The sequence below is a fragment of the Paenibacillus mendelii genome (assembly GCF_024498075.1).
GTDB lineage: Bacteria > Bacillota > Bacilli > Paenibacillales > Paenibacillaceae > Paenibacillus_Z > Paenibacillus_Z mendelii.
In genome coordinates, this window is the sequence record NZ_JANHOF010000003.1 from 408,910 (window position 1) to 431,998 (window position 23,089).

Below are 23,089 nucleotides of genomic sequence, written 5' to 3' on the forward strand. Positions count from 1 at the left end.
ATGGAGAAAAACCTATGCCTGAGATCGTATCGATTGGACCGTTCCGTGCGGACGGGACGCTCCTTACTGCCATTTTATCATTAGTCGTTGGTCTTGCGGCACTATCGCTTTGGATAAGACAAAAGCCGGAAGTGAGGCAGGGTCCATGGATTGATCTATTAATTACCGCGTCGGTTATCACTCTTATCGGATGGAAGGTGGGATTTCTGTTAAGAGATCCGAGCTTACTGTGGACCCGTCCATCGGCAATATTAATCATGCGGGGAAATACGGGGGATGTGATCCTCGGTCTGACGGCAGCTGTCATTTATTTGCTGGTGATACACTGGCGTAAACGTATAGCTTGGATGGAATTTCTAAATATACTTCCCTTTGCCCTGCTGCCGGGCTGGATCACTTGGAACGCGCTGAGCGAGTTTCCATATCGACTGATATATGCCATTGTATTTGCAGTGGTTTATGTATGGATCATCAGACAGCAGACGTCGAATGTACCGGAGCAAGGCGATGCGATAAGCAGCGCGCTTCTTGGAATAGCAATAGGCGGGTTAGCGGCAAGTCTCTTCGCTCCCTATCCTCCAGGGTATTTACCGGATCTTACATGGGGATTGACGAGCGCGCAATGGCTGCTGATCGGATTAGGCGTCCTTGGCGCAGTGATTCCTCGCATTCAAGGACGACATCAAGAGAACGAAACAACGGGATAGCCTCTCCAACATGGGACATAATAGGGTTGGAAGGGGGTGCCAGCAATGATGACGGATGGGAAACGGAATGCAGGACGCTCGAAGTCCGCTTCCAGGCCGGATGCTGCGGCTGAACGGAATGAACAGCAGAAATCAGTCGCTCCTGAATCGGCAGCCTACCATAAGAAATTGGATGGCCCGAATCGACCTTCAACATAAGGGAGTGATTGTCCCGTGAAATCCAAATCAACGGACGGCTCTTCGGAACAAAGCCGAAACTCGCTTGACCGCGAGCCGATGGTCAGTAGAGACGATCCGGCATTGGATCCGTATGAAATTAATTTCTTGCCGCAATTCCAGCATGACCGCGGCCCGAGATCGCCGTTCGTCAACAGCAGCGGTGTGCTTATCGGGGATCACCAGTATGACTCGCCGCAATCACCGCTGCACCGGTGGACGGCCGACACGGATCCGGCTGTGATGTCCGGGGATGAATGGGTGCACCCATTCAAGGATATCGGATTCACAACTGACGAGAACCGGGATTATTTTGAGAAGGGCATCCCCCCGAAGTCGGGTATATTCATGCACCCGGACAAAGATGTTGCCTATGCATCGGCGGAGGATCGTCCTGAAAGTGAACCGGTTAATGAACAGGAATAAGTAGCTGCAATCGGTGCGCATGCACCGATTGTTTTTTATATATAAGAAAGTGTAAGTTTGCGTCATACTTTGCTTATATTTCTAAGGGAAGCAACCTAATTCACCGGCAAATACGGCGTATGCCGGTTCTTCTTGCTAGAATGGGTACAGATTGCTTTGCTTTCATTTCTGACGGGCGTTATAATGGGAAATAAAACGAATTTATTTGAGGGAGTGGTAACACATGTCAATGTCTTTCGAACGATATATGCTGGATACCGTACAACCGATGCGCGATGATCTGACACGTCTGGGTATTCAAGAGCTTCGTACCCCTGAGGAGGTTGAAGCTGCGCTGCCAACGGCTAAAGGTACGGCCCTTGTTGTTATTAATTCGGTCTGCGGCTGCGCAGCCGGTCAATGCCGTCCTGGCGTTGGCAAGGCCTTGGAGCATGACGTGACTCCGGATCACCTGTTCACTGTATTTGCCGGCCAGGATAAAGAGGCGACAGCGAAGGCGCGTGAATACTTTGCACCGTATCCGCCTTCTTCCCCATCCATTGCCCTTATGAAAGATGGAGAACTCGTATACTTTATTGAGCGTCATCAAATTGAGAACCGTTCGGCTGAAGCTATTGCGGCAGACCTTGCTGGAGCATTCGACCGGTTCTGCCGATAAGAGGTGATCGTATGAGCTTGCAGCAGGAGATTATTGAGCGGCTTGGCGTTAAGCCGACGATCGACCCGAAGCAGGAATACCGCAGACGGGTTGATTTTCTCAAGGACCACGTACGCAAGTCGGGAACGACTGGACTGCTGATTGCGATCAGCGGCGGATTGGATAGCGCAGTTGCCACTGGCTTGTGTAAGAAAGCCACTGACGAGCTGTCTGCGGAGACCGGACAGCCCTATATGACGCTGGGAGTCTTCCAGCCTTACGGGGAGCAGGGCGATATTGCGCACAGCTACGAGGTTGCAGAAGCGTTCAAGCTCGAGCACCGGGTCGAGACGAACATTCAAGAAGCGGTCGATGAGATCGCCATTGAAGTGGAGCATGCGTTGAAGGCGATCGGCATATCGCGCCATATTAGCCGCGGGGGCAAAGGCAATGTAAAGGCCCGCACTCGCATGGTGACCCAGTACGCGTTGGCGTTCGACTTGAACCTGCTTGTTGTCGGGACCGATCACGCATCCGAAGCCATTACCGGTTTCTATACCAAATGGGGCGACGGTGCAGTGGACATCACGCCGCTCAGCACGCTGAACAAGCGGCAGGTCAATCAGCTTGGCGCCTATATCGGCGTACCGAAGAGCGTGCTTGAAAAAGCGCCGACCGCAGGCTTATGGGAAGGCCAGACCGACGAAGGCGAGCTTGGCATCACCTATGCGGATAACAGCGATTATCTGGAAGGCAAAACAATCAATGATGCTGCGCGTGAGAAGCTGGAGAAGCAGTATTTGAAGACGCAGCATAAACGTGATCCGATTCCAGGCATCTAGACAGCTCTTCTAGTACGTGTATGAAGCAAAAATAGTGGCGGAATGCCACTATTTTTGCGTTATGCGGAAAGAAAGTTATCTGACCGAAAGAGCAAGGAAACGGATAAGAATGGAGGCGAAGCAGCATGATTCTCGGAATCGGACACGATATAACGTCTTTAAGGCGAATAGAGACACTGCTGCAAGGTGAAACGGGGGAACGATTCTCGGCGCGTATATTGACGGAATCTGAGCGAGCGGCGGCGTCAGAACTGCGAGGCGGAAGGCTTGCGGAATATGTAGCTGGACGTTTTGCATCTAAAGAGGCGGTGTCCAAAGCACTCGGCTGCGGAATTGGCGCCACGCTCGGGTTTCATGATATTGTCATCGGCCGCAGTCCCCTAGGCAAGCCGCAGTGCAAGCTGAGCGGAGAGGCTTGGGATAGGCTAGGTCTTATTGCGGAGCAAACGGTCGTTCATGTGACTATTACACATGACAGCTCGCTTGCTTCCGCTTTCGTCGTTGTAGAGCGTGTGCAGGCTTAACAGGCATCTTCTTTCTAAGCAAGCAAGGCTCATTTCTTCGTCGCTAACCATTCGGCAAGCTGTTTAATTTCATCCTCCTTCAGTTTGGATGCAAAGCCTTGCATGGAGCCCCCGCCTTCCTGGATTTGCTTCAGAATTTCGGCCACGGACATCCGGTCACCCACCTTCTGGAGGTTCGTGGAAGCGCCCATCTTGCCCTGGAGCTCATTGCCATGACAGGAGATGCAGTTCGCTTTATATAGCTTGACTACTTGAGCGGGACCATCGAGCGAACTCGATTGCCCTCCTCCGCAGCCGGTTAACAAGACCACGAAGGCTGTAAGCACTGCGGCTCGTGTGATCTTGAAGCTTCGTTTTGGTGAATGTATTCTCATCATAATCAATCCGGATCCATCCTTTCGTCGTGCTTGCCATAATCGATAGCGGCTTGTACCCAAATAGTGGCATGTCCTTTTTATAACATACCCTTTATAATAGGGAATGGCAAAGCCATAGCAAATGATTTCTATATTGGGAGCTGCAATGAAACCTACATACAAGATGATTTTACAAAATTACTTTCATCGCTTTCAAGCGGATGTATCCATGGCAGCGTTCTCGGATATTCATCCAGACTGGAATCAAACCGAAATTCCGGATTATTATCGATATTGGTATATTCGCAGTGGAGAAGGCTGGCTGGTGATGGACGACCATAAGTATGTGGTCAGGCCAGGATGTTTGTATGTGCTGCCCGCGGGGAGTGCCCAGTCCTTCGGTACGGACAGTAATGCAAAGATTGAGATTTATTGGTGCCACTTCCGGGCGGCGATCGGAGATTTGGAATTGTTCCAGCAGCTGAAGTTTCCGATCAGTGTCGAAATCCATGACCGCAAATATATAGAAACTATATTTGAACGAATGATTCTTGCCTATCATTCGGAATCGCTTACGAGAGAGCTTCGCTTGCGGTCGGCCATGCTGGATCTGATGGCCGCTTATTTGGATCACTGCAATTTTAACGAGGTGACGGGGGAAGGGATCGAGCTTCTGGAGAAGATGGATCCCGTACTTCATTATATCGAAGAGCATCTAACCGAGAATATTATGGTCGATACGCTTGCACGGATTGCTTATCTTCATCCGAATTATTTTATCGGGTTCTTCAAGAATGTGGTCGGCTGTTCGCCCATACAGTATGTGAACGGCAGACGGCTTGAAATTGCCAAGCGGCTGTTAGAGGAAACGACAATGAGCGTGACTGATATCGCGAAGCAGGTAGGCATGCAGAATCACTATTTGTCCCGTTTATTCAAGCAGCATATTGGCCTGACACCAAGCGGTTACAGGAAGCTGTACCGAATGTCAGCGGCCAACGGCAACGGCATAAAGGAAGGGAGTGGAGAGCTTACATGACAACAGAGGCGGCCGAATATTTCAGTCGCGAGCTGCTCGGCTGGTATCGTGAGAATAAACGGATATTGCCATGGCGCATGAACCGCGATCCTTATCGGATCTGGGTGTCGGAGGTTATGCTGCAGCAGACGAGAGTCGATACCGTGATCCCTTATTACGAACGGTTTATGGACAAGTTTCCGACCGCGGCAGCCTTGGCAGAAGCTCCAGAAGAGGAAGTGCTGAAGTGCTGGGAAGGGCTAGGCTACTACTCCCGGGCTCGTAACCTGCAAGCAGGCGCACAGGAAGTCGTCGGCCGTCATGATGGCGTCGTTCCCGATGATAAGGAAGCGGTGTCGGCGCTAAGGGGGGTCGGTCCTTATACGACAGGCGCAATTATGAGCATCGCCTTCAACCGGCCAGAGCCTGCGGTAGACGGCAATGTCATGCGCGTGCTGTCCCGATACTTCTGCCTGGAGGATGACATTGCCAAGCCCTCCACCCGCGTGAGTATTGAGAAGCTGGCCGCGTCATTAATACCTGAGGGAGCGGCTGGCGACTTCAATCAAGCGTTGATGGAGCTCGGTGCTCTTGTATGCACGCCCAAATCCCCAGGCTGTCTGACCTGCCCTGTGATGGCACATTGCGAGGGGAGGATGGCGGGCAAGGAGCATATTCTGCCGATCAAGACGAAGGCGAAGCCGCCGCGCCCGGAGGTGCGGCTGGCCGCGCTTGTGGTGGGCACTGGCGAGCATGCCGGCCAGATTCTGATAAGGCAGCGTCCGGATAGCGGCTTGTTGGCGCGAATGTGGGAGCTGCCGCATGTAACGGGGCCGGCTGCAGAGGCTGGCGAATCAACGGGTGATGCTAATCCGAAGAAGCGCCGTCGTTCAGGAGTCAAATCAGTGCCTGTGTCACAGCTTGCGCGTGAAGGGCAGATGGATGTGCTCTGCCGTGCTTTAGCCAAGGAAGAGAAGATGTTAATCCGTCCGACAGGCTGGTGGGGCGAAGCGGAGCATGTCTTTAGCCATCTGATCTGGGATGTTCAAGTGTATACGGCCGAATTCGGCTTTGTCCTGGATGAAGCCGCCGCAACAGAGGAGACCGCCGCCGTGGCGCTCGATCGTGCAGCTGAAGCACAAGCAGGTTATGCGGTGCTTCATGACATTCAGAACGAATCGACGATGGCATCCAGTCAGGTTAAGCCTGGGGAGGGGTTGCCGCCGCATTATCGTTGGATTGGCCCTGAACATATGATGAATTATGCGTTTCCGAACGTATTCTTACGTCTATTACGCGAATATTGGGAGACCGTAGATTGATTCAAACATCTATTCGTTCTACAATACATAGTGACAGGTTTAACCAATAGGGATGTGTTAGGGAGGATTCATAACATGAGTCAGATGCTGGATCGATTGCTGCAAGAAAAGGTTGTTGCTATTTTTCGTTATATCGAGGATCAATACGCCGATCAAGCAGCCCAAGCCTTGCTGGATGGCGGTATTTCCATGATGGAGATTACGATGAATACCGAGGGCGCGACCGGCATGATCTCCCGCTGGCGTGAGAAGTTTGGCGAGCAGGCTTCAATCGGAGCGGGCACAGTGCTTGATCTGGATATGGCGAAGGAAGCCGTGGCTGCAGGTTCACAGTTTATTATTTCCCCGAACTTGGACGAGTCGGTGGTCGCGTATGGTTATGAGAACGGTGTTCCCGTATGGCCGGGCTGCATGACGCCGACGGAAATCGTCCGTGCTTGGAAAGCAGGAGCGGAAGCGGTAAAGGTATTCCCGATGGGAACCCTCGGATGGAAGTACTTGGCTGAAATCCGCGCTCCTCTGGATAAAATACCAATGATGGGAACAGGCGGAGTCGATCTGGATAATATCGCCGATTATTTCAGAGCCGGTGCCTGTGCGGTAGGCATGGGCAGTAAGCTGGTCAATTTGGATTGGGTGAGAAGCGGCAGATTCGATCTGCTTACGGAGCGGGCACGCAAGTTCGCAGAAGCGGCGAAATCCGTATAAATCATTGCAATCCTGAGGTTGCAAATAGAGAGGAGCGGCATATCTATGTCAATAAGTATGGTATTACTGATGGGCGCGGCGATTGTCGCGCTTCTTCTATGGGCAATATGGACGATAGGTGCGCGCAGTCAACAGCCTCGCAAGAGGCCAAATGAAAATAAACCGGATCGCCAGTTCGAGTCTGTAACCTTCGAGAGCAATGGTTCCACACTTCATGGCTGGCTCATTCATCCTCATGCAGAGGGAATAGGCAGTGGAGGCTCCGGCCATAAAGGGCCGAATGGTGAATCTGATATGGAGAAGCAGCCGATCGTCGTAATCGCGCATGGATGGGGTTCGAATCGTTCCCGTGTGCTCCGCTATTCCAAGCCTCTGTTGGATGCCGGATTCTCCTTGTTCATGTATGATGCCCGCAGCCATGGAGACAGTGATTCCATCGCCGCACCATCGGCATTAATGTTCCGTGACGATGCTGTGGCGGCTGTGGCCGCCGTACGCAAGATTACGACCGTGGATCCCGAGCGGATCGCCATTCTCGGGCACTCGCTGGGCGGTTTCGGAGCCCTGCTGGCACTGGGGGACGGACTGCCTGTGAAAGCAGTGGTGACCGATTCGATGCCGACACGCTTCGAGACGATGCTGAAGGCAGAGCTAAAGCGTCATAAGCTTCCGTATTTTCCGCTTGGTCTTTTCATTCCGCCGATCTGGCTGTACCGGGCAGGCATTACACGCAGTGAATATGCGAAGGCGCAAATTCCCGTGGCATTAGACAGAAACGATCAGGGTGCGAAGATTCCCGTGTTCATGGTTCATGCGAACGGTGACGGATTTATTCCGGCGGACGACTTAAGAAAGCTGGGCATGGAACGTAAGATTAGCTCGCTGTTTGTTGAAGGAGATGGACATAGCTCCTCGGAGACAGATCCGGTTTTCTGGCAGCAGGTGATTCCTTTCTTGAAGGAACATCTTCAGGTAACGGATAAATGAACGAGATCCAAAAGCGATCGGTAGATGGAATCTGGGCGGTACTCACGAACGGACCGGGAGCCAATGGCACCGGAACCGATACTGGCTTTGGACAAGCGGCACAGTAAGACAAATACGAAGGGGACGGCACGGAGGGGGACATTCCTCCGATGGCCGTCCCTTTTCATTTATCCTGTCATTGCTTCGAAAGGAATCTCGACCGATAAGCGGGACGTCAGAGCTTGGCATTCCGGCTAAACGAAACGGTATTCGATAACGCTAACCGGCTGCACGCCGCCAGCTATTCAAGGTGTGACAGATATTTGCTTGGGATACAGGGCTATGGAATGCACGAACCGCCTCTGGCTGAGGCGGTCTGGCTATTTTTTGGCATGTGAACGGATAAAAAAGAAGCCTGCGAGAAATCTCGCAGGCTTGTTCAAGAGAGAATATATATTAAGGGGGGTCATAGGTATAGTATAAATCCTCAACATGAAAGGAACATGAAGTTAATATTACACTAATATTACGAGAGACATAGGAGATACGACAAAAAAAAGGAAGCCTGCGAACAATCTCGCAGGCCACAAGAGAGAATATATAATAAAGGGGGGTCATAGGTCTATTATAGGTTTTCAATATGAAAGGAATATGAAGGAAATATTACAGTTTCATTACAAAATCGAATTTTTGATCGAATTTGTAAGGTTTTTCTGATGAGAGAAAATAAAGTTCTTAATCAGCCGCACTTGCCATATGGGGTATAACAAATAAAGTTCTTTAATTATTTGGTCAAAAGCTATTAAGCAGCGTAAAACCAACTAATCCTCACCAGTTCATCTCATATTTGCCGGGGAGATCGGGAGACGTTGAAACAAGGATAATTGTATGAGATGAAGATACACAGAGGAGGAACAAGTAATTGAGGCAGTATACAGGAAATTCGAGGAAAGACTCGTCTCTATTCCCCAGTGGACATAAATAAAGATGACCGCTGATGAATTCAAGGGTCATCTCCTGGCAGCGTAACTTCGCGGTGGTTTGTTTAACTGTCCACAATCCGAGTCAGTGTTTAGCTCTGCTAGAGGGCAACAATAAAAAAATAAAAATAAATTGAACGAGAAACAACGCTATGATATAATCGATAGCGTCTTCGACAAATTAAAATAAGGTGTGTATCCAGTTTTATTCCTACTTTAATTGTACATCTGGAACTTTAATTTGTCAATGCTCTTTTTTATCCCAAAAACCCGGAAAAAGGAGTGTGTTCAGGAAGCGATGAAAACGAAGGATTGGCGGCAGGAACAAGAGCGGCTGGAATGGGTCAGGAGCAAGCTGCAGGCGAGAATCGCCGAACTGGAGCCGGAGGTTGCTGGGCTGCGCGATCAGGCTACGGATATCCGTAAGCGGTTTTGGGAAGAAGTTACGATCAACACGAGCACGACCGAGGATTTCGAAGAGACCTTTTACTCGGTTCAGCAGCAGTCCGCGATATTGGCCGAACGAGAGCGCGGACACAATCGGTTGGTGCATCAATGGAACGGCATGAAACGGTTGCTCCCATCACCTTATTTTGGGCGTGTTGACTTTCAGGAGGATGGCTTGAACGCAAGCGAGCAGGTCTATATCGGGGTATCCTCCTTCGTCGACAATGACGGACTGAATTTTCTGATCTATGACTGGCGTTCCCCCATCGCGAGCCTATACTACGATTATCCTCCGGGTCGAGCCTCTTATGTCACGCCGGCTGGTCGGATCGAAGGGACGATGACGCTCAAACGGCAGTATCAGATTCAAAGCGGTCACATCCGAACCATGTTCGACGCGAGTGAAACGATTGGAGACGAATTGCTGCAGCAAGTGCTCGGCAAGGACGCGGACTCGCAAATGAAGAGTATCGTGGCAACCATCCAGAAGGAGCAGAACGCCATCATCCGGAACGACAAAAGCCGGATGCTTATTGTTCAGGGGGCGGCCGGCAGCGGGAAAACTTCCGCGGCCTTGCAGCGTGTGGCGTATTTGCTTTACAAACACCGCCAGACGATCACGGCCGATCAGATCGTGCTTTTCTCGCCTAATCCGATGTTTGGCAGTTATATTTCCACCGTCCTTCCAGAACTCGGCGAAGAGAATATGCAGCAGACGACGTTTCAGGAATATCTTGACAAATGGCTAGGTTCCTCATTGCGGCCAGAGGATCCCTTCGATCAGATCGAATATACACTGACAGCGCAGGGGGAGCCGGGATATGAGGCTCGCCTCCAGGGGATCGCGTACAAAACCTCCGAAGCTTTTCTGAAAGCCCTGCAGAACTACGGGAAGTGGTTGGGGCGGGAAGGTATGCGGTTCAAAGACATATGGTTTCGAAATCGCATTTTGATTACTGCGGAGCGTATGAGCGCGAGAATGTACGATTTCGACAGTTCCCTGCCGTTGTTCAGTCGTGTCGTTCTCTTGCAGGAATGGCTCTTGAATGAACTGGCTTCACTCGAACGCGAGGAACGGGAAGCGTTCTGGGTACAGGAGGAGTTAAATTATCTCGATAACGATCAGTACGCTGAAGTTTTCGACAGGCTGCACAAAGAGAGGGAACTACTCGACCTTTCGGAGAACTACGCTGTGGCTCACGAGCGAATGAATAACAAGCGTCGGGGAGATGAAGGCGACGTTGACTTCGCCCAGCGGGAGGAGGAACTGATCCTTCGATCAATCGTGAAAAAAAGCTTTAAGCCGCTAAGGAAAAGCGTGAGCAAATTTTCGTTTGTCGATGTTAACGGTATATATGGCCAGTTATTCGGCGACGAAACCTCGTATCAGGAGAAAACAAAAGAGATCGTCATTCCCCCGCATTGGTCTGAAATTTGCAGACAAACCAAGGATATGCTGAGCCGGAACGAATTGTTTCACGAGGATGCGACTCCTTATTTGTTTGTAAAAGAACTGGTCGAGGGCGTCCGAACGAACAAGGAGATCCGGCATGTCTTCGTCGACGAAGGCCAGGATTATTCGGCGTTTCAATATGAATATTTTAGAAAGTCGTTTCCACGAGCCCGGATGACGGTGCTCGGCGATTTTGGGCAAGCGATCTTCATTCAGGCCACAAACCTGGAAGCATCCGATTCTCCGCTGATCCGGCTTTTTGGCGAAGCCGATACAAGCCTCGTCCGCCTTGTGCGCAGCTATCGTTCAACCAGAGAGATTGTGGAATTTACGAAACCGCTGGTTCCCGGCGGTGACGAGATCGTACCGTTTGAAAGAAGAGGCCACAAGCCCCTTCTGATCAGAATGAACGGCGTGAAGAAGCGTGATGCGCAAATATTGGAAGACATCGCCTCGCTCAGGGCCGAGGGCTTCGCTTCCATCGCCGTCATCACAAAGACCGCAGCCGAAAGCCGGGAGGCCCATGAGTCGTTGCGGATTCATGGAGGCGAAGCTCTGCAGCTCATTACGAAGGAGATGATGGGCTTTGAAAAAGGAGTGATGGTCATTCCCGTGTATCTCGCCAAGGGTGTCGAGTTCGATGCAGTCTTGGTCTATGATGCTTCGCCCGAAGCTTACGGCCGGGACAACGAACGCAAGCTTCTTTATACGGCGTGTACGCGGGCCATGCACCGGCTTCATCTATACACGACGGGCGATTGGTCGCCATTCGTACAGGCATTGCCTGCGAATTTGTATGAGAAAGCAACATATTGACGGATCGGGGGTGACGTCGGCCGCGATAAGCTGCTGCTCATGATTCAGCAAGCGGCCAAGGCTATTTTTTGCTGATCATGTTAGTCTGTATAAAATGCAAAGGCAGCCGATTCATATCGGCTGCCTTTGTCTCTGATTACGTCCGTTATTGCTGATCGCTTGTCACTAGCCTGTCTATACAAGATCGTTATAAATGTTTAACCTACAAATTTTTGTGTCATCCGTTTGACTTCGTTCACAAAACCATAGCGTTCCAGCTCAGCGATTAAAAGTTCATCTGTTTCTTCAAAGGATGGGATTTCAGTATAATCGTATTCTTGTACATCACGGATATACGCAAGCTTGCTCTCCAGGCTCGCGGATATCAAGAATGAAGTCAATTGACCTTTAATCGTCTCATCGTCCCCTTCATTCACGATAAAAGTAGAGTGTGTCATTGAATCGGAGACTGCTTTGACGCCCAGGCCGTTATAGGTCTTGGCCACGACGCTATTTTCCCGATCCTCTATAAGCTTCTGCTTGTAGGCCCGGACGCTTTCAAAAGGTTCGATCTGAAATTTCTCCATTATTCGTTTATAAATATATTCTCTTTCCGGGCCAATAGTATCTTCTGAGGAATCATCATCCTCAGATATAAATTCAAAAACGCTCTTTGTAGTTACGAGCAGACGCAGAAAATCAATGAAATTATGAGCAATAAGTATCGCATGTTTATCCAGACCGATCGACTCATATTGGATAATAGGGGCATTCGCAAGGTTATCAATCGTACTAAACTCGGTTATAAAGCCAAAATAACTATCCGGGATCGAAGTCATGCCGAGCAGCACCATATCAATCGGCATCCCCTCATGAGGATATTCCGCGTTATCGTCTTCTGGCCAATAATCGAAGGTAATTCCGATGGAATCGAAAAAATCTATTCCAAGCTCTTCTCTAATTTCTTCCTCAAGCTCTTCCAGCATATTCAACTCTTTAAAAGAAGGATAGACAGTTTGCTTAATTGTCGGCTGCATAATTGCGCTCCTCATCTAGTTTATTCCTATTCTTCCGAATATTTTAACACATACCTGAGTCAAGCAAGAATGGAATAATGCAGCTTAGTATGAAAATGCATTAAACTTTCACGAAATGATATAGTTTCTTAGATACGAGAAGTACAATAAGGGACGTGAATGATTTCACGTCCCTTATTTGCATTTGGCAATTTCTTGCATATGTTTGTGTGATCACATCTTAATCGAACCACTGGCAATGCCCTCGACAAAATTGCGCATGAGTACGGAGAACAGGAGCAGGAGAGGTACAGAGGCGAGAATATAGGCCGCCATCATCCCGCCGTAATCGCTCAAGCCGTAGTTGCCAGCGGAAGCTTCGAAGGATACCAGAGCGACGGTCAAGGTCTGATGCGCCCGGTCGAGCAGGAGTGAGGGCAGTAAATAATCGTTCCACAGGTTGTTGATATTGATAATGCCGACTGTGGTACAGATCGGAATGGACAGTGGAAGCACGATAGAGGTATAAATTTTCGGGTTTCCGGCGCCGTCGATCCGGGCAGCCTCGAACAGCTCATTGGGCAGCTGGTCGAAGAATGTTTTTAACACGAATATGGTGAAGGCCTGACCGCCAGCGATATAGGGCAGAATCAGCGCCCAGTAGCTGTCCGAGAGACCCAGCTTCTTGATCTGCAGGTAAAGCGGAATCAAGGTCAGAAAGCCCGGAATCAGCAGCAAAGAGAAAATCAGCATGAATAATGAGTTTTTCAACGGAAAGGAAAGCTTGGCGAAAGCATAGGCGCTCATAGAAGAAAGAATAACAATAAAGAACACGCTGATGGCAATGATGACAACGGAATTGACGATCGGCATGCTTATTTTATCCCATGCAGCTGTATAGTTACTCCATTCAAAATGCTGCGGAATATTCAGCGTACTGGCTGCAAAATCAAGCGGTGTTTTGACTGAATTTACGAAAATGAAGTAAACCGGCAGAAAGGAGAAGAAGAGCAGAATAATTAAGATCCATTGTCCAACGGATGGCAGCCGGATGCTTTTCAAATGGTAGACCTCCTTTGGTTAGGATTCGGATTTGACCAATTTCATGTTGAGGATGGTAAACAGCAGGATAACCAGGAACATGATCAGAGCAACAGCCATGCCGTAACCGAATTCGCCGTTTACAGTGGAAACATTATACATATGGAGAATCGGCACATAGGTGGAATACCCCGGCCCACCGTTCGTCATAATCAGCGGAGGAATAATATTTTGCAGGCTTCCGATCAGAGATAAAATAATAATCAGCCTGAACTGGGGAAGGGAGAGCGGGATATCGAGCCTGAACACCCGTTTCCATCCTGTAGCCCCTTCGAGCTTCGCCGCTTCAATTACTTCCTGAGGTATTCCCTGCAATCCGGAGTAGAAGATAAGCATATTAAACGCGCTGATCCACGGAAAGCCCATCAGCATGATGGAATACAGCGCAATATTGGGATCTCCGAGCCACAGCTTCTGTAGGGAACCCAGGCCAATCATCTCCAAAATTTGATTGATAGCACCGTCACCCTGGTACAGTAAACGCCAGAGCAGGACCGTCACAATGCCTGGGATAACAATGGGCACGACGAATAATGTGCGATAGAGATATTGGAGCTTGGTTTTTTTGACATGAAAAATAAGCTCCGCTACGATAAAAGGCGGTACGACCGACAAAATGATCGAGAATGCAATCCATATTAATGCGTTGACGGTGGATTGGCTCAATACCTCGTCGGTCATCATCCGCTTAAAGTTATCCAAACCGATAAACTGAGGGGCATTAAAGCCGTCCCAGTTCGTGAAGGCACCGCTCAAAGCCTGATAAACCGGGTAGTACATAAACCAGATCAGGAAGATGAAGGTAGGTAAAATAAAGGCGTATCCGGTCAGAGCAACCTTATACTTATCTTTTAATTTCATCAGGGAACCCATCCTTTCTTGTGAGAATAGAAAAAAGGGAGCAATGTCATGCAAGCTCCCTTCCCCATACAAGCTTAGTACTGACTAAAATCCGTATTGTTTTTGGTTTGATATTCTTTGATTGCGGTATCAAGTTCCTTCTGTACAGATTCTTTCGCTTTGTCAAAATTGATATTGCCGCTCAGATACAAGCCGAATACCCGCTGCAGGTTTTTACCCAGGTTGGGAGAAGACCCGCCGACACTGATCGCTTTAAGCTCTTTGGAGGCTTGACTTGCCAGCTCAGACATACTGTCATTGGGTTTCGTACCCGGCCAAGTCGGAACGAAGTTGCCGTTCTCATTGACGATTCTCTCTACATTCTCAGGCGTTCCAACGAAATGCAGCCAGTCGATCACAGCTTCTTTCTTGCCTTCTTCCTTCATGGTTGCATTGGCTTCCTTAGTTGATACGGCAAACTGGAACGCACCATTCGGACCGCCTACGGCACCGGAAGCATCTATACCAGTACTGAACTGTGAATCAGCAGTGGATAATACCGGGAAGTTGAAGGAAGCTAACTCGAAAGTAACATTGGCATCCTTAACATTGTTAGGTACCCAGCTTCCATCATAGATAATCGCTGTTTTTCCAGCCAGGAAGTCGTTCTTTGCACTGTTTGCTACAATACCGGGTTCAGACGTCAAATAGTCTTTCTTCCACGTATCGGTCAGCTGTTTGAACAGCGGCCACCATGCCATGAAACGCTCATCCGTAGTGCTCAGAAGGCCTTTAGAAATCGCAATGGTTTCATCCAGGGAAGAAATACCTGGGTTCTTGTCATAACCGGAGATGGTTTCAAATTCCTTGGAATAGAAGTCGGTCAGGTAATGCCGCTGGAACCAGCTGTAGTCAGGACCTTGAGACATCGGAACAATGCCGGCATCCTGCAACTTCTTGCTGACTTCAATCAGTTCTACCCAGCTCTTCGGAGCTTCTGTAATGCCGGCTTTGTCGAAGAGATCTTTGTTGTAGAAGAAAGCGGTCGCTACATAATCGCCATTAATGTTGTAATGCTTGCCATCCGGAGAGACGGTCTCATTCACGACGGTTTCGTTCATGGCTTCCTGCCAGGTCGGTTTGCCGGGAATATACGGATTTGGCTTTTTGAAATATTCCGTTAAATCTTCCGCAATGCCTTTGGGGAAGGTATTGTTTAAATCAGCCCACTGCCCCCAGAAAATATCATATAATTCACCAGCCGCCGCTTTTACACGGACCGTCTGTGTGTAGTCTTTAAACTCTTCGTCGATAAATTCAATTTTGATTCCGGGGTGAGCCTTCTCATATTCATCGGCTACCACCCGCAGCATGCGCTGATCTTTCCTCAAGCCTGAAATGTTTTTGGCATCGGGCGTGTAGGCTTGGGCATACATCGTAATGGTACCTTTCCATCCGGAAGCTTCCTCCTGATTACCTGACGGCGTTGTCCCAGGTGTATTGGACGAGTTGTTAGCCGCATTGCCACCACAGCCGCTCAAAACCAAAGCAAGCGCGATTAGCATAACGGGAAGCATTTTTGCTTTCTTGTAGATATTCATTCGAATCCCCCTGATGTTAGTTTGGAAAGCGTATTCATCTTCCTCATATTAATGTTATAGGACCGGGGACGGGACATATAGAGGTGTAAACTTTACTTTGGGATGGATTTCTTTACATCACATGCAATGCTTCTTATATTCCGACGGCGAATAGCCGGTACGTTCCTTGAAGACACGGTAAAAATGCTTCACATCGGCATAACCGATCAGCTTGCTGATTTCCTGAAGATTATGCGTGCCCTGCGAAATGAGCTCTTTGGCTTTCTCGATCCGGCATTCTTTGAGGAAATCGACGAAATTTCCGTTTGTTGAATATTTGAACCACCGGCTGAAGTAGCTGGCATTCATTCCAAGATAATCCGCAACGGATTGGAGGCTGACCCCTTCGGACAAATAATCCCTCACATGCTGCTTCGCTTTCTCCGCAAGCGGGAGATCCAGATGACTGCGCTCCTGAAGGATGAGCCGGCATATCTCATGGATCATGGCTTTGATCTTCTCCATTAAGGAGTCGCGGGTTACCGTGGATTCCAGCTCGGATAACCACACCTGCAAGGATTTTCCGCTAATTTGATTGATATCCTGATCCATTTCCTTGATTTGCACCGCAAGCCTCAGCATGTAATGAACGATAATTCTTTTCAGCTCGATAGGGCCAAGACCCCCGGAGGAAGTAACCTCATCAAGCACCTCGTAAGCGGCTTGTTCACTGCCCTGCATCAGATGCTCCAAAGAAGTCTCCATTAGTTCTAGCAAGTGCACAGGTATATTCCGTTCGGAATGAAGGGCATGATGCGATAGAACCTGATCCCCGCCATAAACAATGCGGTAAGTGACGGCCAGAGAGGCTTCCTGGTAAGCTTTCGGAGTATCGGCAAAAGAATGAATGCTGCTGATTCCGATGGTCGCCGTCCGTTTGAAATAATCGCGGATGCCCTGTTTAAGCCCGCTTGCCAGCTGAGCCGCGAGCTGTTCAGCAGGTGCCGCCGAATCGGCGGCATATTGGAGAATGACAATTAATTGTCCGGCATGATCCTGCAAAATAAAGGCATGCGGCTGGTCGGCATACCATTCCTGGACGAATTTAGTGAGTGCATACATGAACAGCTCGACGTCGAATGGGCTGAAGGTATCCTTCTCGATCCAATCCGGACTTACGGCCAGCAGTACAACTTGAGCGTTATCCTGCTTGTAAGGGACGGAATATCCGGTATCGACAAGAAATTGTTCCAGCTCATGACTGTCATACCCGAATAAAAACTGATGATAATAGAGCTGTTGAGCCAGAGGAGCGGCTTGGCGTACCGTATGCTGAAGAGAGCTCAGCTGGGCTTGCTCCTGGCGCTCTCCGTCTACTAAGGCCTCCACTTTCAACAGCGTTTGCAGCAGCTCCTCGCGGTCCAACGGCTTGGTAATAAACTCCAGCACACCGTGGTGAATAGCTTGCTTGGCAAGCTGGAATTCCTGATAAGCAGTCAGAATGATGCGATGGATGCGCGGGGCTTGCACCGCGATTTGCTCACAGCACTCAATTCCGGTGAGCCCGGGCATGCGGATATCCAGAATCGCCAGATCCGGCTGCAAACGCAGGATCTGCTGCAGGCCGGAGATGCCGTCCTCGGCTTCGCCGACGATCTCCCATTTGGGGGCAAAACGCTGAAGTATTTTCTTGATGCCCTGACGGATGACGGCTTCGTCATCCACGATTATGACGCGATACATAGAAGTTGGCCTCACTTTCGCTGCGTATGATTGGAAGGATCAGGGTAATCTGCGTTCCCGTCCCTGGTTGGCTGTTGATATTCATCGTATAGGAGTCGCCAAAATACAATTGCATGCGGGCATATACATTGGCCAGCCCAATGCTTTTGTTGGATCTCGCCGCATAGGACATGCTGTTCTGGAATTGCAGCATCAGCTGCTGCAGGCGTTCCGGGGACATACCGAGGCCATCGTCGGTAACCTGAACCTTTATATGATCCGATTCTTTTGCAATGGTAACGCTCAGCTTTCCTTTCCCCTGTTTCATTTCCAGACCATGATAGAAGGCGTTCTCGATAAGCGGCTGAATCAGAATTTTGGGCAAATACCAGTCAAGAATCTCGTCCTCGACGTCAACGATCATTTCAAACCGTGTAGCATAGCGATTTTCCTGAATATAAAAATAATTGGTTATATAGTCCAATTCCTCGCGAAAGGTAATGAAATCATTGCTTTGAAAAACGGAAGATTTCACCAGCTTGCCTAATGCGGTAATCATATCGACGGTCGAGTCGGCTTCATCGATTTCCGCCTTCATCTTGATCATTTCTAGCGTATTAAACAGAAAATGAGGATTGATCTGCGACTTTAGCGCTTGGAGCTCGCTCTCCTTGCGGACAATTTCAGCCTGGTATAGATTGCGGATCGTCTCATCCAGTTTACGGCTCATTCGAATAATACTGCTGATCAAATGACCGATCTCATTGCGCGGAGGGTTAACGTATTCGATTTGAAAATCTTCCGTTTCCACCCGTTTAATAAGCGCGATAAGGCGGTAGATCGGCTTGGTGATCTGATAGGAGATTCCGGTAGAGATAACAATAGCAACAATTATGCAAATGACCCCGAGCAGGATCATAGAATTGCGTACACTGACGATGCCTGATACGATTTGATCCACGGGAACATAGCCGACAACAGTCCAGTCGTATCCGCCGACTTTGCTATAGACCACGATATTTTTTTGCTTGCCGATGTTCATGATCGTTTGCCCCTGGTTATCGGCGGACAGGGCGGGGAAATTGTCCAGGAGCTGGTCGTCTACGGATTGATTGGCATAAACGACCTGCTGAGTGCTGTCCATGATGAAGAAGGAGCCGTTCTTCTCGTGATTGACCGAATCCATGATTTTTTTGATATCATCAAGCTTGAAATCAACCTGGAAATAACCGGCGTATTCCTCCATCGTCGTCGATTTGTAAATCTTGCGCACCAGGGAGAAAACTTTATCCTCGTCATGGATATCGTTGAAAAAATTGGCGATCGGCTTATGAAGACTGAGGAAAACGACGTTGTTGCTGGATTGGCGGAACGTTTCGTACCATGGCATCATCTCCACGGTGAAATCAGGCGGGAGATAACCTTGGCTATAGATCCGCTTCATCCCCGTGCCCGGTATGCCGAAAAAATAAATCCGCTCCACGCTGTCCCGCTGGGACTGCCAGAAGCTGAAATTTTTCTCGATGCTCTCTTTCAAGTCCATCTCGGACAAGGAGCTGGATGGCTGCTCGATGGTCAGCATATCCTGCAGCTCCCGGTTGTAATAGGGCGTGAGGGTGAACCTCTCCAGCTCGTGGATATACGTTCCAACACTGGAAGCCGTGCTGACCGCCACCTGTTCGGCGAAATCGCCTACTTCCTTCTCCATGGCTTGGCTGTAAAAATGATAGGCTCCTAAGCCGAGAATGGACAGCGGCAGCACGATAAATATCATATACGTCATAATGAGCTTCTGCTTGAAGGTTATGAAGACTTTCACCGGTATCAGCCACCCAATGCGATTATTTTCACCCCATCATAACATAGAATGAATCCAGGCCAGAACATGCCCTTTCCTAGCAAACATGCCCTGCAGGCCGGATTCCCGCTCTCAAGCGCATAGCGCACGAGGGGTGGAGGAGGAATAAAACAAACTGACGGTTGGTTTATTGGTATTATTCCTGCTATACTTATAAAACTGGATGACATCGTTTGGAGGGGTATCGTTTTGAAAAATGAGGAGCGCAGGGAACTAACCATTGGACAGCTGTTGAAGGCCGCCAAGGAGCTGGTTTTGGAGAAGGGCTGCGATGCGATCACAATGAAGGATATCATGGACCAATCCGGATTGACCAAGGGGGCCATCTTTCATTATGTGAAGAGCAAGGACGAGATCTTCGCCTGGGTTCTGCAGGAAAAGCTGGAGGAGACCAATCAGCATTTTTTGAATGAAGTGAGGCAAAAGCCCGCTACCTTCGAAGGCCCTATGCAGGCCATAGCCCAGAATCTGGCGTCGATGGAAAACTCCGATGACGTAACGAACAAGGTGCTTGTCTATCTGCTCGGGAAGGAAAATAACCCTGCTGTCGCAGAGGTGCTTCAGAAGTTCTATGAAAAGGCCTTGTCACTGTCCTTGCAGTGGATCACAGCCGGTCAGCAGCACGGTGTCATACCGGAATCGGTCGATCCCCAGAAGACATCCGAATTGTTCGTCCTGATGTCCATCGGGCTGCGGGTACGGTCTACCTTTTCTCCCCCCAAAGCTGATTCTTACACGGCGCAGGATTTATCGGCATTCATTGCCGCAAGCCTGAAAGCTTAGCTTCCTATGAAGAGCAAATGGGATTCCTCTTACTGTGTTTACATTGACACGCAAGGTGTCGAATGCTACTATCTCTCTACAAATAATTCCGTATGAGCGGGGAGGTAAATAGGGATATGAGAACAATTGCAATCGTTCATCCATTGAAGGATGAGCTGGTCGCCAAAATTATTGAAGCTGCGCCTGGCTGGACCGTCATTGGCGGACAAGATACGATTAAGGACCAAGCGATTCTGTCGGAGTCCGAAATTATTTTCGGATGGAACTCGGCCGTCAAGGAAGCGGCCATGCTGCCGAAGGCAAAGCTGAAATGGGTGCAGAACTGGGGGGCGGGCGTTGAACGGCTGCCGCTTACCGAGCTTGCCGGGAGAGGAATTGAAGTGACGAATGCGACGGGCGTCCATCCGAATCCGATATCCGAAACGATCTTCGCCATGCTCTTGGCATTTACCCGTGAGCTTCATGTCTCGGTTCGCAATCAGCAAAACCGCGAGTGGGTGCGGCATGGCGAGCTGCGCGAGCTGCACGGCAGCACGATCGGGATACTTGGGGTAGGAGCGATCGGTCTGGAGACGGCCAAATTGGCCAAGGCATTCGGCATGACGGTGCTCGGGGTTCGCAGATCCGGTCAGCCGGGAGCGAACGTCGATCGCATGTACGTCACCGAGGAGCTGCCGGAACTGCTTCGCCAATGCGATTTTGTCGTCAGCTGTTTGCCGCATACGGAAGAGACGGTCCATCTCATTGGGCGCGAAGCGTTTAGCACGATGAAGTCCTCGGCCTATTACATCAATATCGGCAGGGGTACAACCACCAATACGGAAGCGCTCGTGGATGCGCTGCGCAGCGGTGCGATCGCTGGTGCAGGACTGGATGTATTCGAACAGGAGCCGCTGCCGTCCGAGCATCCGCTCTGGTCGATGGATAACGTGATCATCACCCCTCATAATGCGGGAAGCACGCCTAAGTACATGGAACGGCTGACTGACATTTTTACATCGAACCTGAAGCAGTATGTGCAGGGGCATCCGCTGGGCGTCAACGTCGTGAAGCCGGAAGCGGGATATTGACTCGTATTCGAACAAGCGAAGAATATGTAGCCTAGAAGGACGGACCGGGGGGATATAATATTCCTGTACGCCAGCAGGACTAATACCTTCATGGGTGGGACAGCCGGTTAATTGACCCTTACATCGAATTATGAAATATAAACGGCGAAGACCTGCAGGTCTTCGCCGTTCTTCTTGTATGATCATATGAATGGACACCTATCGAATATCATACGAGCAGCTGGAGTCCTTCCCTTTCCAGTTATATTGAAGGTTCAGATGATTACCATCTTTGCTGCCAATCATTGTGAATGGATCTGCTTTAGGCTCCTCCAGGGTTACGGATATATTGTCATCTTTAATCGAATAAGTTCCAAACCATACCTGTGTATAATTACCCTCCGTTTCATCGATAACGATCCCTTTGACATTTGGAATATTATCAAAGAAGCGAACCCTTGTGAAACATTCATCTGACGAAGATGACAGTTCCCAGATTCCTCCGACCTCTAGGTTCTCTGATTTAGAAAAAAACAGGATGACCGACACGATAACAATCAGACTTGATAGTACAATGATAATACTCCTCTTCAATTTCCACTCACCTCCATCCAATGGCAGAATTCCCCTCCCATAGTATACCTGCAATGGGTATCAATGAAAATGGGATGCAGCTGCACGAGGTGATGCTGGGGCATCCGTGTACAGTTAACCCGATAGCCTGAACGCCATGAAGAAGGACGCGAGTGCCGCAAGGGTTGCAACAGTCCGCACGTGGTTCCAAGGCATCCAACTGGCTATATAACGAGCCCATTGACCGGACGAGCCTTCAGCACTTGGATCTATCGCCGCCAGTGAATCGTTTAACGGTACGTTAAACACAATCGTTACCAAGAAGGAGCCGATGAGATAGGACAGGCTGCCGATAAGCAGGTAACCCGTGCCAGCTTCACCTAACCTGAAGCATGAGGTGATCGCCAAGAAGAGACATGCCACGGCTGTTCCAGTAAACACGAGTCCGAATAACGGGTTGAGTATAGTAACGTTTATCGATTGCATGGCCGCAATACCTTGCGCGGACGGGAGTCTGGCAAGAGCGGTCATCATGAACACCGAGAAGGCAAAGAACAATCCGGCAATTAAACCCGAGCCCATGGCAGAGAAAAAGGTCAAGATCGGGAGTATACGTTCGATCATCTCCAAACACCTCTTTCGTTGATTATTTTCATTGGCTTCATAACTTCCATTGACTCCTTAATAATTAATTGTTTGCACAAGCAAATATTAGGTCGGATAAAGAATGTTGTTTCATTCTTTATTTTCTAATCGGTCACTCACGGTAAAGAGGTGAAGGGATAGTTCATCCCCTTCTTTTTCTCCTAATAAGGTAGTGTATCGTTTGCGTAGGCTCATCCAGCATTCATGAATCGTACCCTCTAACGCCTTACCTTTCTCTGTGGCGGAAATAAGCGATAAGCGCCCATCGATCCGGCTTGTGAGCAGCCCTTTGATAATAAGCTTCTCGATAAGACGGGTCATTGTTGAAGGCTGGAGATGGAGAAGTTCACCCAACTCCTTCTGTGAGATCCCATCCTTCTCATACACGGCCATCAATAAAAAGGCTGATGTTGGTGACAAGCCGCTTACTGCAAATTCATCCTCCGCCATCTTCGTCATCACTCTGCTCAATCGGTTTGCCGTGAAATACAGGCATTCTTGTAAATAGTTGTTCAGCATGGCTTT

The 23,089-nt window shown here is 49.4% G+C and carries 23 protein-coding genes; 13 read left to right on the forward strand and 10 right to left on the reverse strand.

Annotated features, from left to right (window positions below; all coding sequences use genetic code 11):
- Positions 1 to 14: 14 nt before the first annotated feature.
- From NNL21_RS12540 to acpS, 6 genes are all read left to right on the forward strand, one after another.
- Positions 15 to 707 (forward strand): hypothetical protein, encoded by a 693-nt coding sequence (locus NNL21_RS12540; protein WP_204819317.1) that lies wholly within the window; start codon positions 15 to 17, stop codon positions 705 to 707.
- Positions 708 to 752: 45 nt separating this feature from the next.
- Positions 753 to 905, forward strand: coding sequence for a hypothetical protein (locus NNL21_RS12545; RefSeq protein ID WP_204819318.1), 153 nt, complete (start codon positions 753 to 755; stop codon positions 903 to 905).
- A 15-nt stretch (positions 906 to 920) separates the two neighbouring features.
- Positions 921 to 1,349: a DUF3905 domain-containing protein gene (locus NNL21_RS12550; protein ID WP_373567555.1), complete on the forward strand. Its 429-nt coding sequence runs from the start codon at positions 921 to 923 to the stop codon at positions 1,347 to 1,349.
- Positions 1,350 to 1,572: 223 nt separating this feature from the next.
- Entirely contained in the window at positions 1,573 to 2,007 is a 435-nt protein-coding gene (locus NNL21_RS12555; RefSeq protein WP_204819319.1) for a BrxA/BrxB family bacilliredoxin, read from the forward strand.
- Between the two features lie 11 nt (positions 2,008 to 2,018).
- Positions 2,019 to 2,828 (forward strand): NAD(+) synthase, encoded by an 810-nt coding sequence (gene nadE / locus NNL21_RS12560; protein ID WP_204819320.1) that lies wholly within the window; start codon positions 2,019 to 2,021, stop codon positions 2,826 to 2,828.
- 125 nt (positions 2,829 to 2,953) lie between these two features.
- Positions 2,954 to 3,352: a holo-ACP synthase gene (acpS, locus tag NNL21_RS12565; protein ID WP_204819321.1), complete on the forward strand. Its 399-nt coding sequence runs from the start codon at positions 2,954 to 2,956 to the stop codon at positions 3,350 to 3,352.
- Positions 3,353 to 3,381: 29 nt separating this feature from the next.
- On the opposite strand, the gene NNL21_RS12570 is transcribed toward acpS, so the two are convergent.
- Positions 3,382 to 3,729, reverse strand: coding sequence for a c-type cytochrome (locus NNL21_RS12570; protein ID WP_256555233.1), 348 nt, complete (start codon positions 3,727 to 3,729; stop codon positions 3,382 to 3,384).
- Positions 3,730 to 3,874: 145 nt separating this feature from the next.
- Between NNL21_RS12570 and NNL21_RS12575 the strand changes: the two genes are divergently transcribed.
- From NNL21_RS12575 to helD, 5 genes are all read left to right on the forward strand, one after another.
- Positions 3,875 to 4,747 (forward strand): AraC family transcriptional regulator, encoded by an 873-nt coding sequence (locus NNL21_RS12575; RefSeq protein ID WP_204819322.1) that lies wholly within the window; start codon positions 3,875 to 3,877, stop codon positions 4,745 to 4,747.
- Entirely contained in the window at positions 4,744 to 6,048 is a 1,305-nt protein-coding gene (mutY, locus tag NNL21_RS12580; protein ID WP_204819323.1) for an A/G-specific adenine glycosylase, read from the forward strand. The genes NNL21_RS12575 and mutY overlap by 4 nt, the downstream gene beginning before the upstream one ends.
- A 75-nt stretch (positions 6,049 to 6,123) precedes the next feature.
- On the forward strand, positions 6,124 to 6,756 hold the full coding sequence (locus NNL21_RS12585; protein ID WP_204819324.1) for a bifunctional 4-hydroxy-2-oxoglutarate aldolase/2-dehydro-3-deoxy-phosphogluconate aldolase: 633 nt from the start codon (positions 6,124 to 6,126) through the stop codon (positions 6,754 to 6,756).
- Between the two features lie 45 nt (positions 6,757 to 6,801).
- A complete protein-coding gene (locus tag NNL21_RS12590; protein ID WP_204819325.1) occupies positions 6,802 to 7,743 on the forward strand; it encodes an alpha/beta hydrolase in 942 nt (313 codons plus the stop codon).
- A 1,257-nt stretch (positions 7,744 to 9,000) separates the two neighbouring features.
- Positions 9,001 to 11,418: an RNA polymerase recycling motor HelD gene (gene helD, locus NNL21_RS12595; RefSeq protein WP_204819326.1), complete on the forward strand. Its 2,418-nt coding sequence runs from the start codon at positions 9,001 to 9,003 to the stop codon at positions 11,416 to 11,418.
- A 197-nt stretch (positions 11,419 to 11,615) separates the two neighbouring features.
- Here the strand turns inward: helD and NNL21_RS12600 are convergent, their stop codons facing one another.
- From NNL21_RS12600 to NNL21_RS12625, 6 genes are all read right to left on the reverse strand, one after another.
- Positions 11,616 to 12,434, reverse strand: a complete 819-nt coding sequence (locus NNL21_RS12600; RefSeq protein ID WP_204819327.1) for a hypothetical protein — start codon at positions 12,432 to 12,434, stop codon at positions 11,616 to 11,618.
- 213 nt (positions 12,435 to 12,647) lie between these two features.
- Positions 12,648 to 13,475: a carbohydrate ABC transporter permease gene (locus tag NNL21_RS12605; RefSeq protein WP_204819328.1), complete on the reverse strand. Its 828-nt coding sequence runs from the start codon at positions 13,473 to 13,475 to the stop codon at positions 12,648 to 12,650.
- Positions 13,476 to 13,493: 18 nt separating this feature from the next.
- Positions 13,494 to 14,375 carry a carbohydrate ABC transporter permease gene (locus NNL21_RS12610; protein ID WP_204819329.1) on the reverse strand — a complete coding sequence of 294 codons (882 nt, stop codon included), beginning with the start codon at positions 14,373 to 14,375 and terminating at the stop codon, positions 13,494 to 13,496.
- Between the two features lie 74 nt (positions 14,376 to 14,449).
- Positions 14,450 to 15,955 carry an ABC transporter substrate-binding protein gene (locus NNL21_RS12615; protein ID WP_204819330.1) on the reverse strand — a complete coding sequence of 502 codons (1,506 nt, stop codon included), beginning with the start codon at positions 15,953 to 15,955 and terminating at the stop codon, positions 14,450 to 14,452.
- Positions 15,956 to 16,072: 117 nt separating this feature from the next.
- Complete coding sequence (locus NNL21_RS12620) at positions 16,073 to 17,677, reverse strand: response regulator (protein ID WP_204819331.1); 1,605 nt, start codon at positions 17,675 to 17,677, stop codon at positions 16,073 to 16,075.
- Positions 17,652 to 19,475 carry a sensor histidine kinase gene (locus tag NNL21_RS12625; protein ID WP_204819332.1) on the reverse strand — a complete coding sequence of 608 codons (1,824 nt, stop codon included), beginning with the start codon at positions 19,473 to 19,475 and terminating at the stop codon, positions 17,652 to 17,654. Before NNL21_RS12625 ends, NNL21_RS12620 begins: the two co-directional genes overlap by 26 nt.
- Before the next feature lie 228 nt (positions 19,476 to 19,703).
- Between NNL21_RS12625 and NNL21_RS12630 the strand changes: the two genes are divergently transcribed.
- Both NNL21_RS12630 and NNL21_RS12635 read left to right on the forward strand, forming a co-directional pair.
- Positions 19,704 to 20,297 (forward strand): TetR/AcrR family transcriptional regulator, encoded by a 594-nt coding sequence (locus tag NNL21_RS12630; protein ID WP_204819333.1) that lies wholly within the window; start codon positions 19,704 to 19,706, stop codon positions 20,295 to 20,297.
- Between the two features lie 116 nt (positions 20,298 to 20,413).
- Complete coding sequence (locus NNL21_RS12635; protein WP_204819334.1) at positions 20,414 to 21,367, forward strand: D-2-hydroxyacid dehydrogenase; 954 nt, start codon at positions 20,414 to 20,416, stop codon at positions 21,365 to 21,367.
- A gap of 198 nt (positions 21,368 to 21,565) precedes the next feature.
- Here NNL21_RS12635 and NNL21_RS12640 read toward each other — a convergent pair whose 3' ends face one another.
- The 3 genes from NNL21_RS12640 to NNL21_RS12650 form a co-directional block, all read right to left on the reverse strand.
- Complete coding sequence (locus NNL21_RS12640) at positions 21,566 to 21,961, reverse strand: hypothetical protein (RefSeq protein ID WP_204819335.1); 396 nt, start codon at positions 21,959 to 21,961, stop codon at positions 21,566 to 21,568.
- A 93-nt stretch (positions 21,962 to 22,054) separates the two neighbouring features.
- Entirely contained in the window at positions 22,055 to 22,543 is a 489-nt protein-coding gene (locus tag NNL21_RS12645) for an anthrone oxygenase family protein (RefSeq protein ID WP_204819336.1), read from the reverse strand.
- A 111-nt stretch (positions 22,544 to 22,654) separates the two neighbouring features.
- The gene (locus NNL21_RS12650) at positions 22,655 to 23,083 is read right to left on the reverse strand and encodes a MarR family winged helix-turn-helix transcriptional regulator (protein ID WP_204819337.1); all 429 of its coding nucleotides are present in this window, start codon (positions 23,081 to 23,083) and stop codon (positions 22,655 to 22,657) included.
- Between the last annotated feature and the right edge of the window lie 6 nt (positions 23,084 to 23,089).

What these genes read in the sequence shown, in the direction of transcription:
- NNL21_RS12540 (WP_204819317.1), top strand. Translation starts at nt 15, where the DNA reads ATGCCTGAGATCGTATCGATTGGACCGTTCCGTGCGGACGGGACGCTC.
- NNL21_RS12545 (WP_204819318.1), top strand. Translation starts at nt 753, where the DNA reads ATGATGACGGATGGGAAACGGAATGCAGGACGCTCGAAGTCCGCTTCC.
- NNL21_RS12555 (WP_204819319.1), top strand. Translation starts at nt 1,573, where the DNA reads ATGTCAATGTCTTTCGAACGATATATGCTGGATACCGTACAACCGATG.
- nadE (WP_204819320.1), top strand. Translation starts at nt 2,019, where the DNA reads ATGAGCTTGCAGCAGGAGATTATTGAGCGGCTTGGCGTTAAGCCGACG.
- acpS (WP_204819321.1), top strand. Translation starts at nt 2,954, where the DNA reads ATGATTCTCGGAATCGGACACGATATAACGTCTTTAAGGCGAATAGAG.
- NNL21_RS12570 (WP_256555233.1), bottom strand. Translation starts at nt 3,729, where the DNA reads ATGATGAGAATACATTCACCAAAACGAAGCTTCAAGATCACACGAGCC.
- NNL21_RS12575 (WP_204819322.1), top strand. Translation starts at nt 3,875, where the DNA reads ATGAAACCTACATACAAGATGATTTTACAAAATTACTTTCATCGCTTT.
- mutY (WP_204819323.1), top strand. Translation starts at nt 4,744, where the DNA reads ATGACAACAGAGGCGGCCGAATATTTCAGTCGCGAGCTGCTCGGCTGG.
- NNL21_RS12585 (WP_204819324.1), top strand. Translation starts at nt 6,124, where the DNA reads ATGAGTCAGATGCTGGATCGATTGCTGCAAGAAAAGGTTGTTGCTATT.
- NNL21_RS12590 (WP_204819325.1), top strand. Translation starts at nt 6,802, where the DNA reads ATGTCAATAAGTATGGTATTACTGATGGGCGCGGCGATTGTCGCGCTT.
- helD (WP_204819326.1), top strand. Translation starts at nt 9,001, where the DNA reads ATGAAAACGAAGGATTGGCGGCAGGAACAAGAGCGGCTGGAATGGGTC.
- NNL21_RS12600 (WP_204819327.1), bottom strand. Translation starts at nt 12,434, where the DNA reads ATGCAGCCGACAATTAAGCAAACTGTCTATCCTTCTTTTAAAGAGTTG.
- NNL21_RS12610 (WP_204819329.1), bottom strand. Translation starts at nt 14,375, where the DNA reads ATGAAATTAAAAGATAAGTATAAGGTTGCTCTGACCGGATACGCCTTT.
- NNL21_RS12615 (WP_204819330.1), bottom strand. Translation starts at nt 15,955, where the DNA reads ATGAATATCTACAAGAAAGCAAAAATGCTTCCCGTTATGCTAATCGCG.
- NNL21_RS12620 (WP_204819331.1), bottom strand. Translation starts at nt 17,677, where the DNA reads ATGTATCGCGTCATAATCGTGGATGACGAAGCCGTCATCCGTCAGGGC.
- NNL21_RS12635 (WP_204819334.1), top strand. Translation starts at nt 20,414, where the DNA reads ATGAGAACAATTGCAATCGTTCATCCATTGAAGGATGAGCTGGTCGCC.
- NNL21_RS12645 (WP_204819336.1), bottom strand. Translation starts at nt 22,543, where the DNA reads ATGATCGAACGTATACTCCCGATCTTGACCTTTTTCTCTGCCATGGGC.
- NNL21_RS12650 (WP_204819337.1), bottom strand. Translation starts at nt 23,083, where the DNA reads ATGCTGAACAACTATTTACAAGAATGCCTGTATTTCACGGCAAACCGA.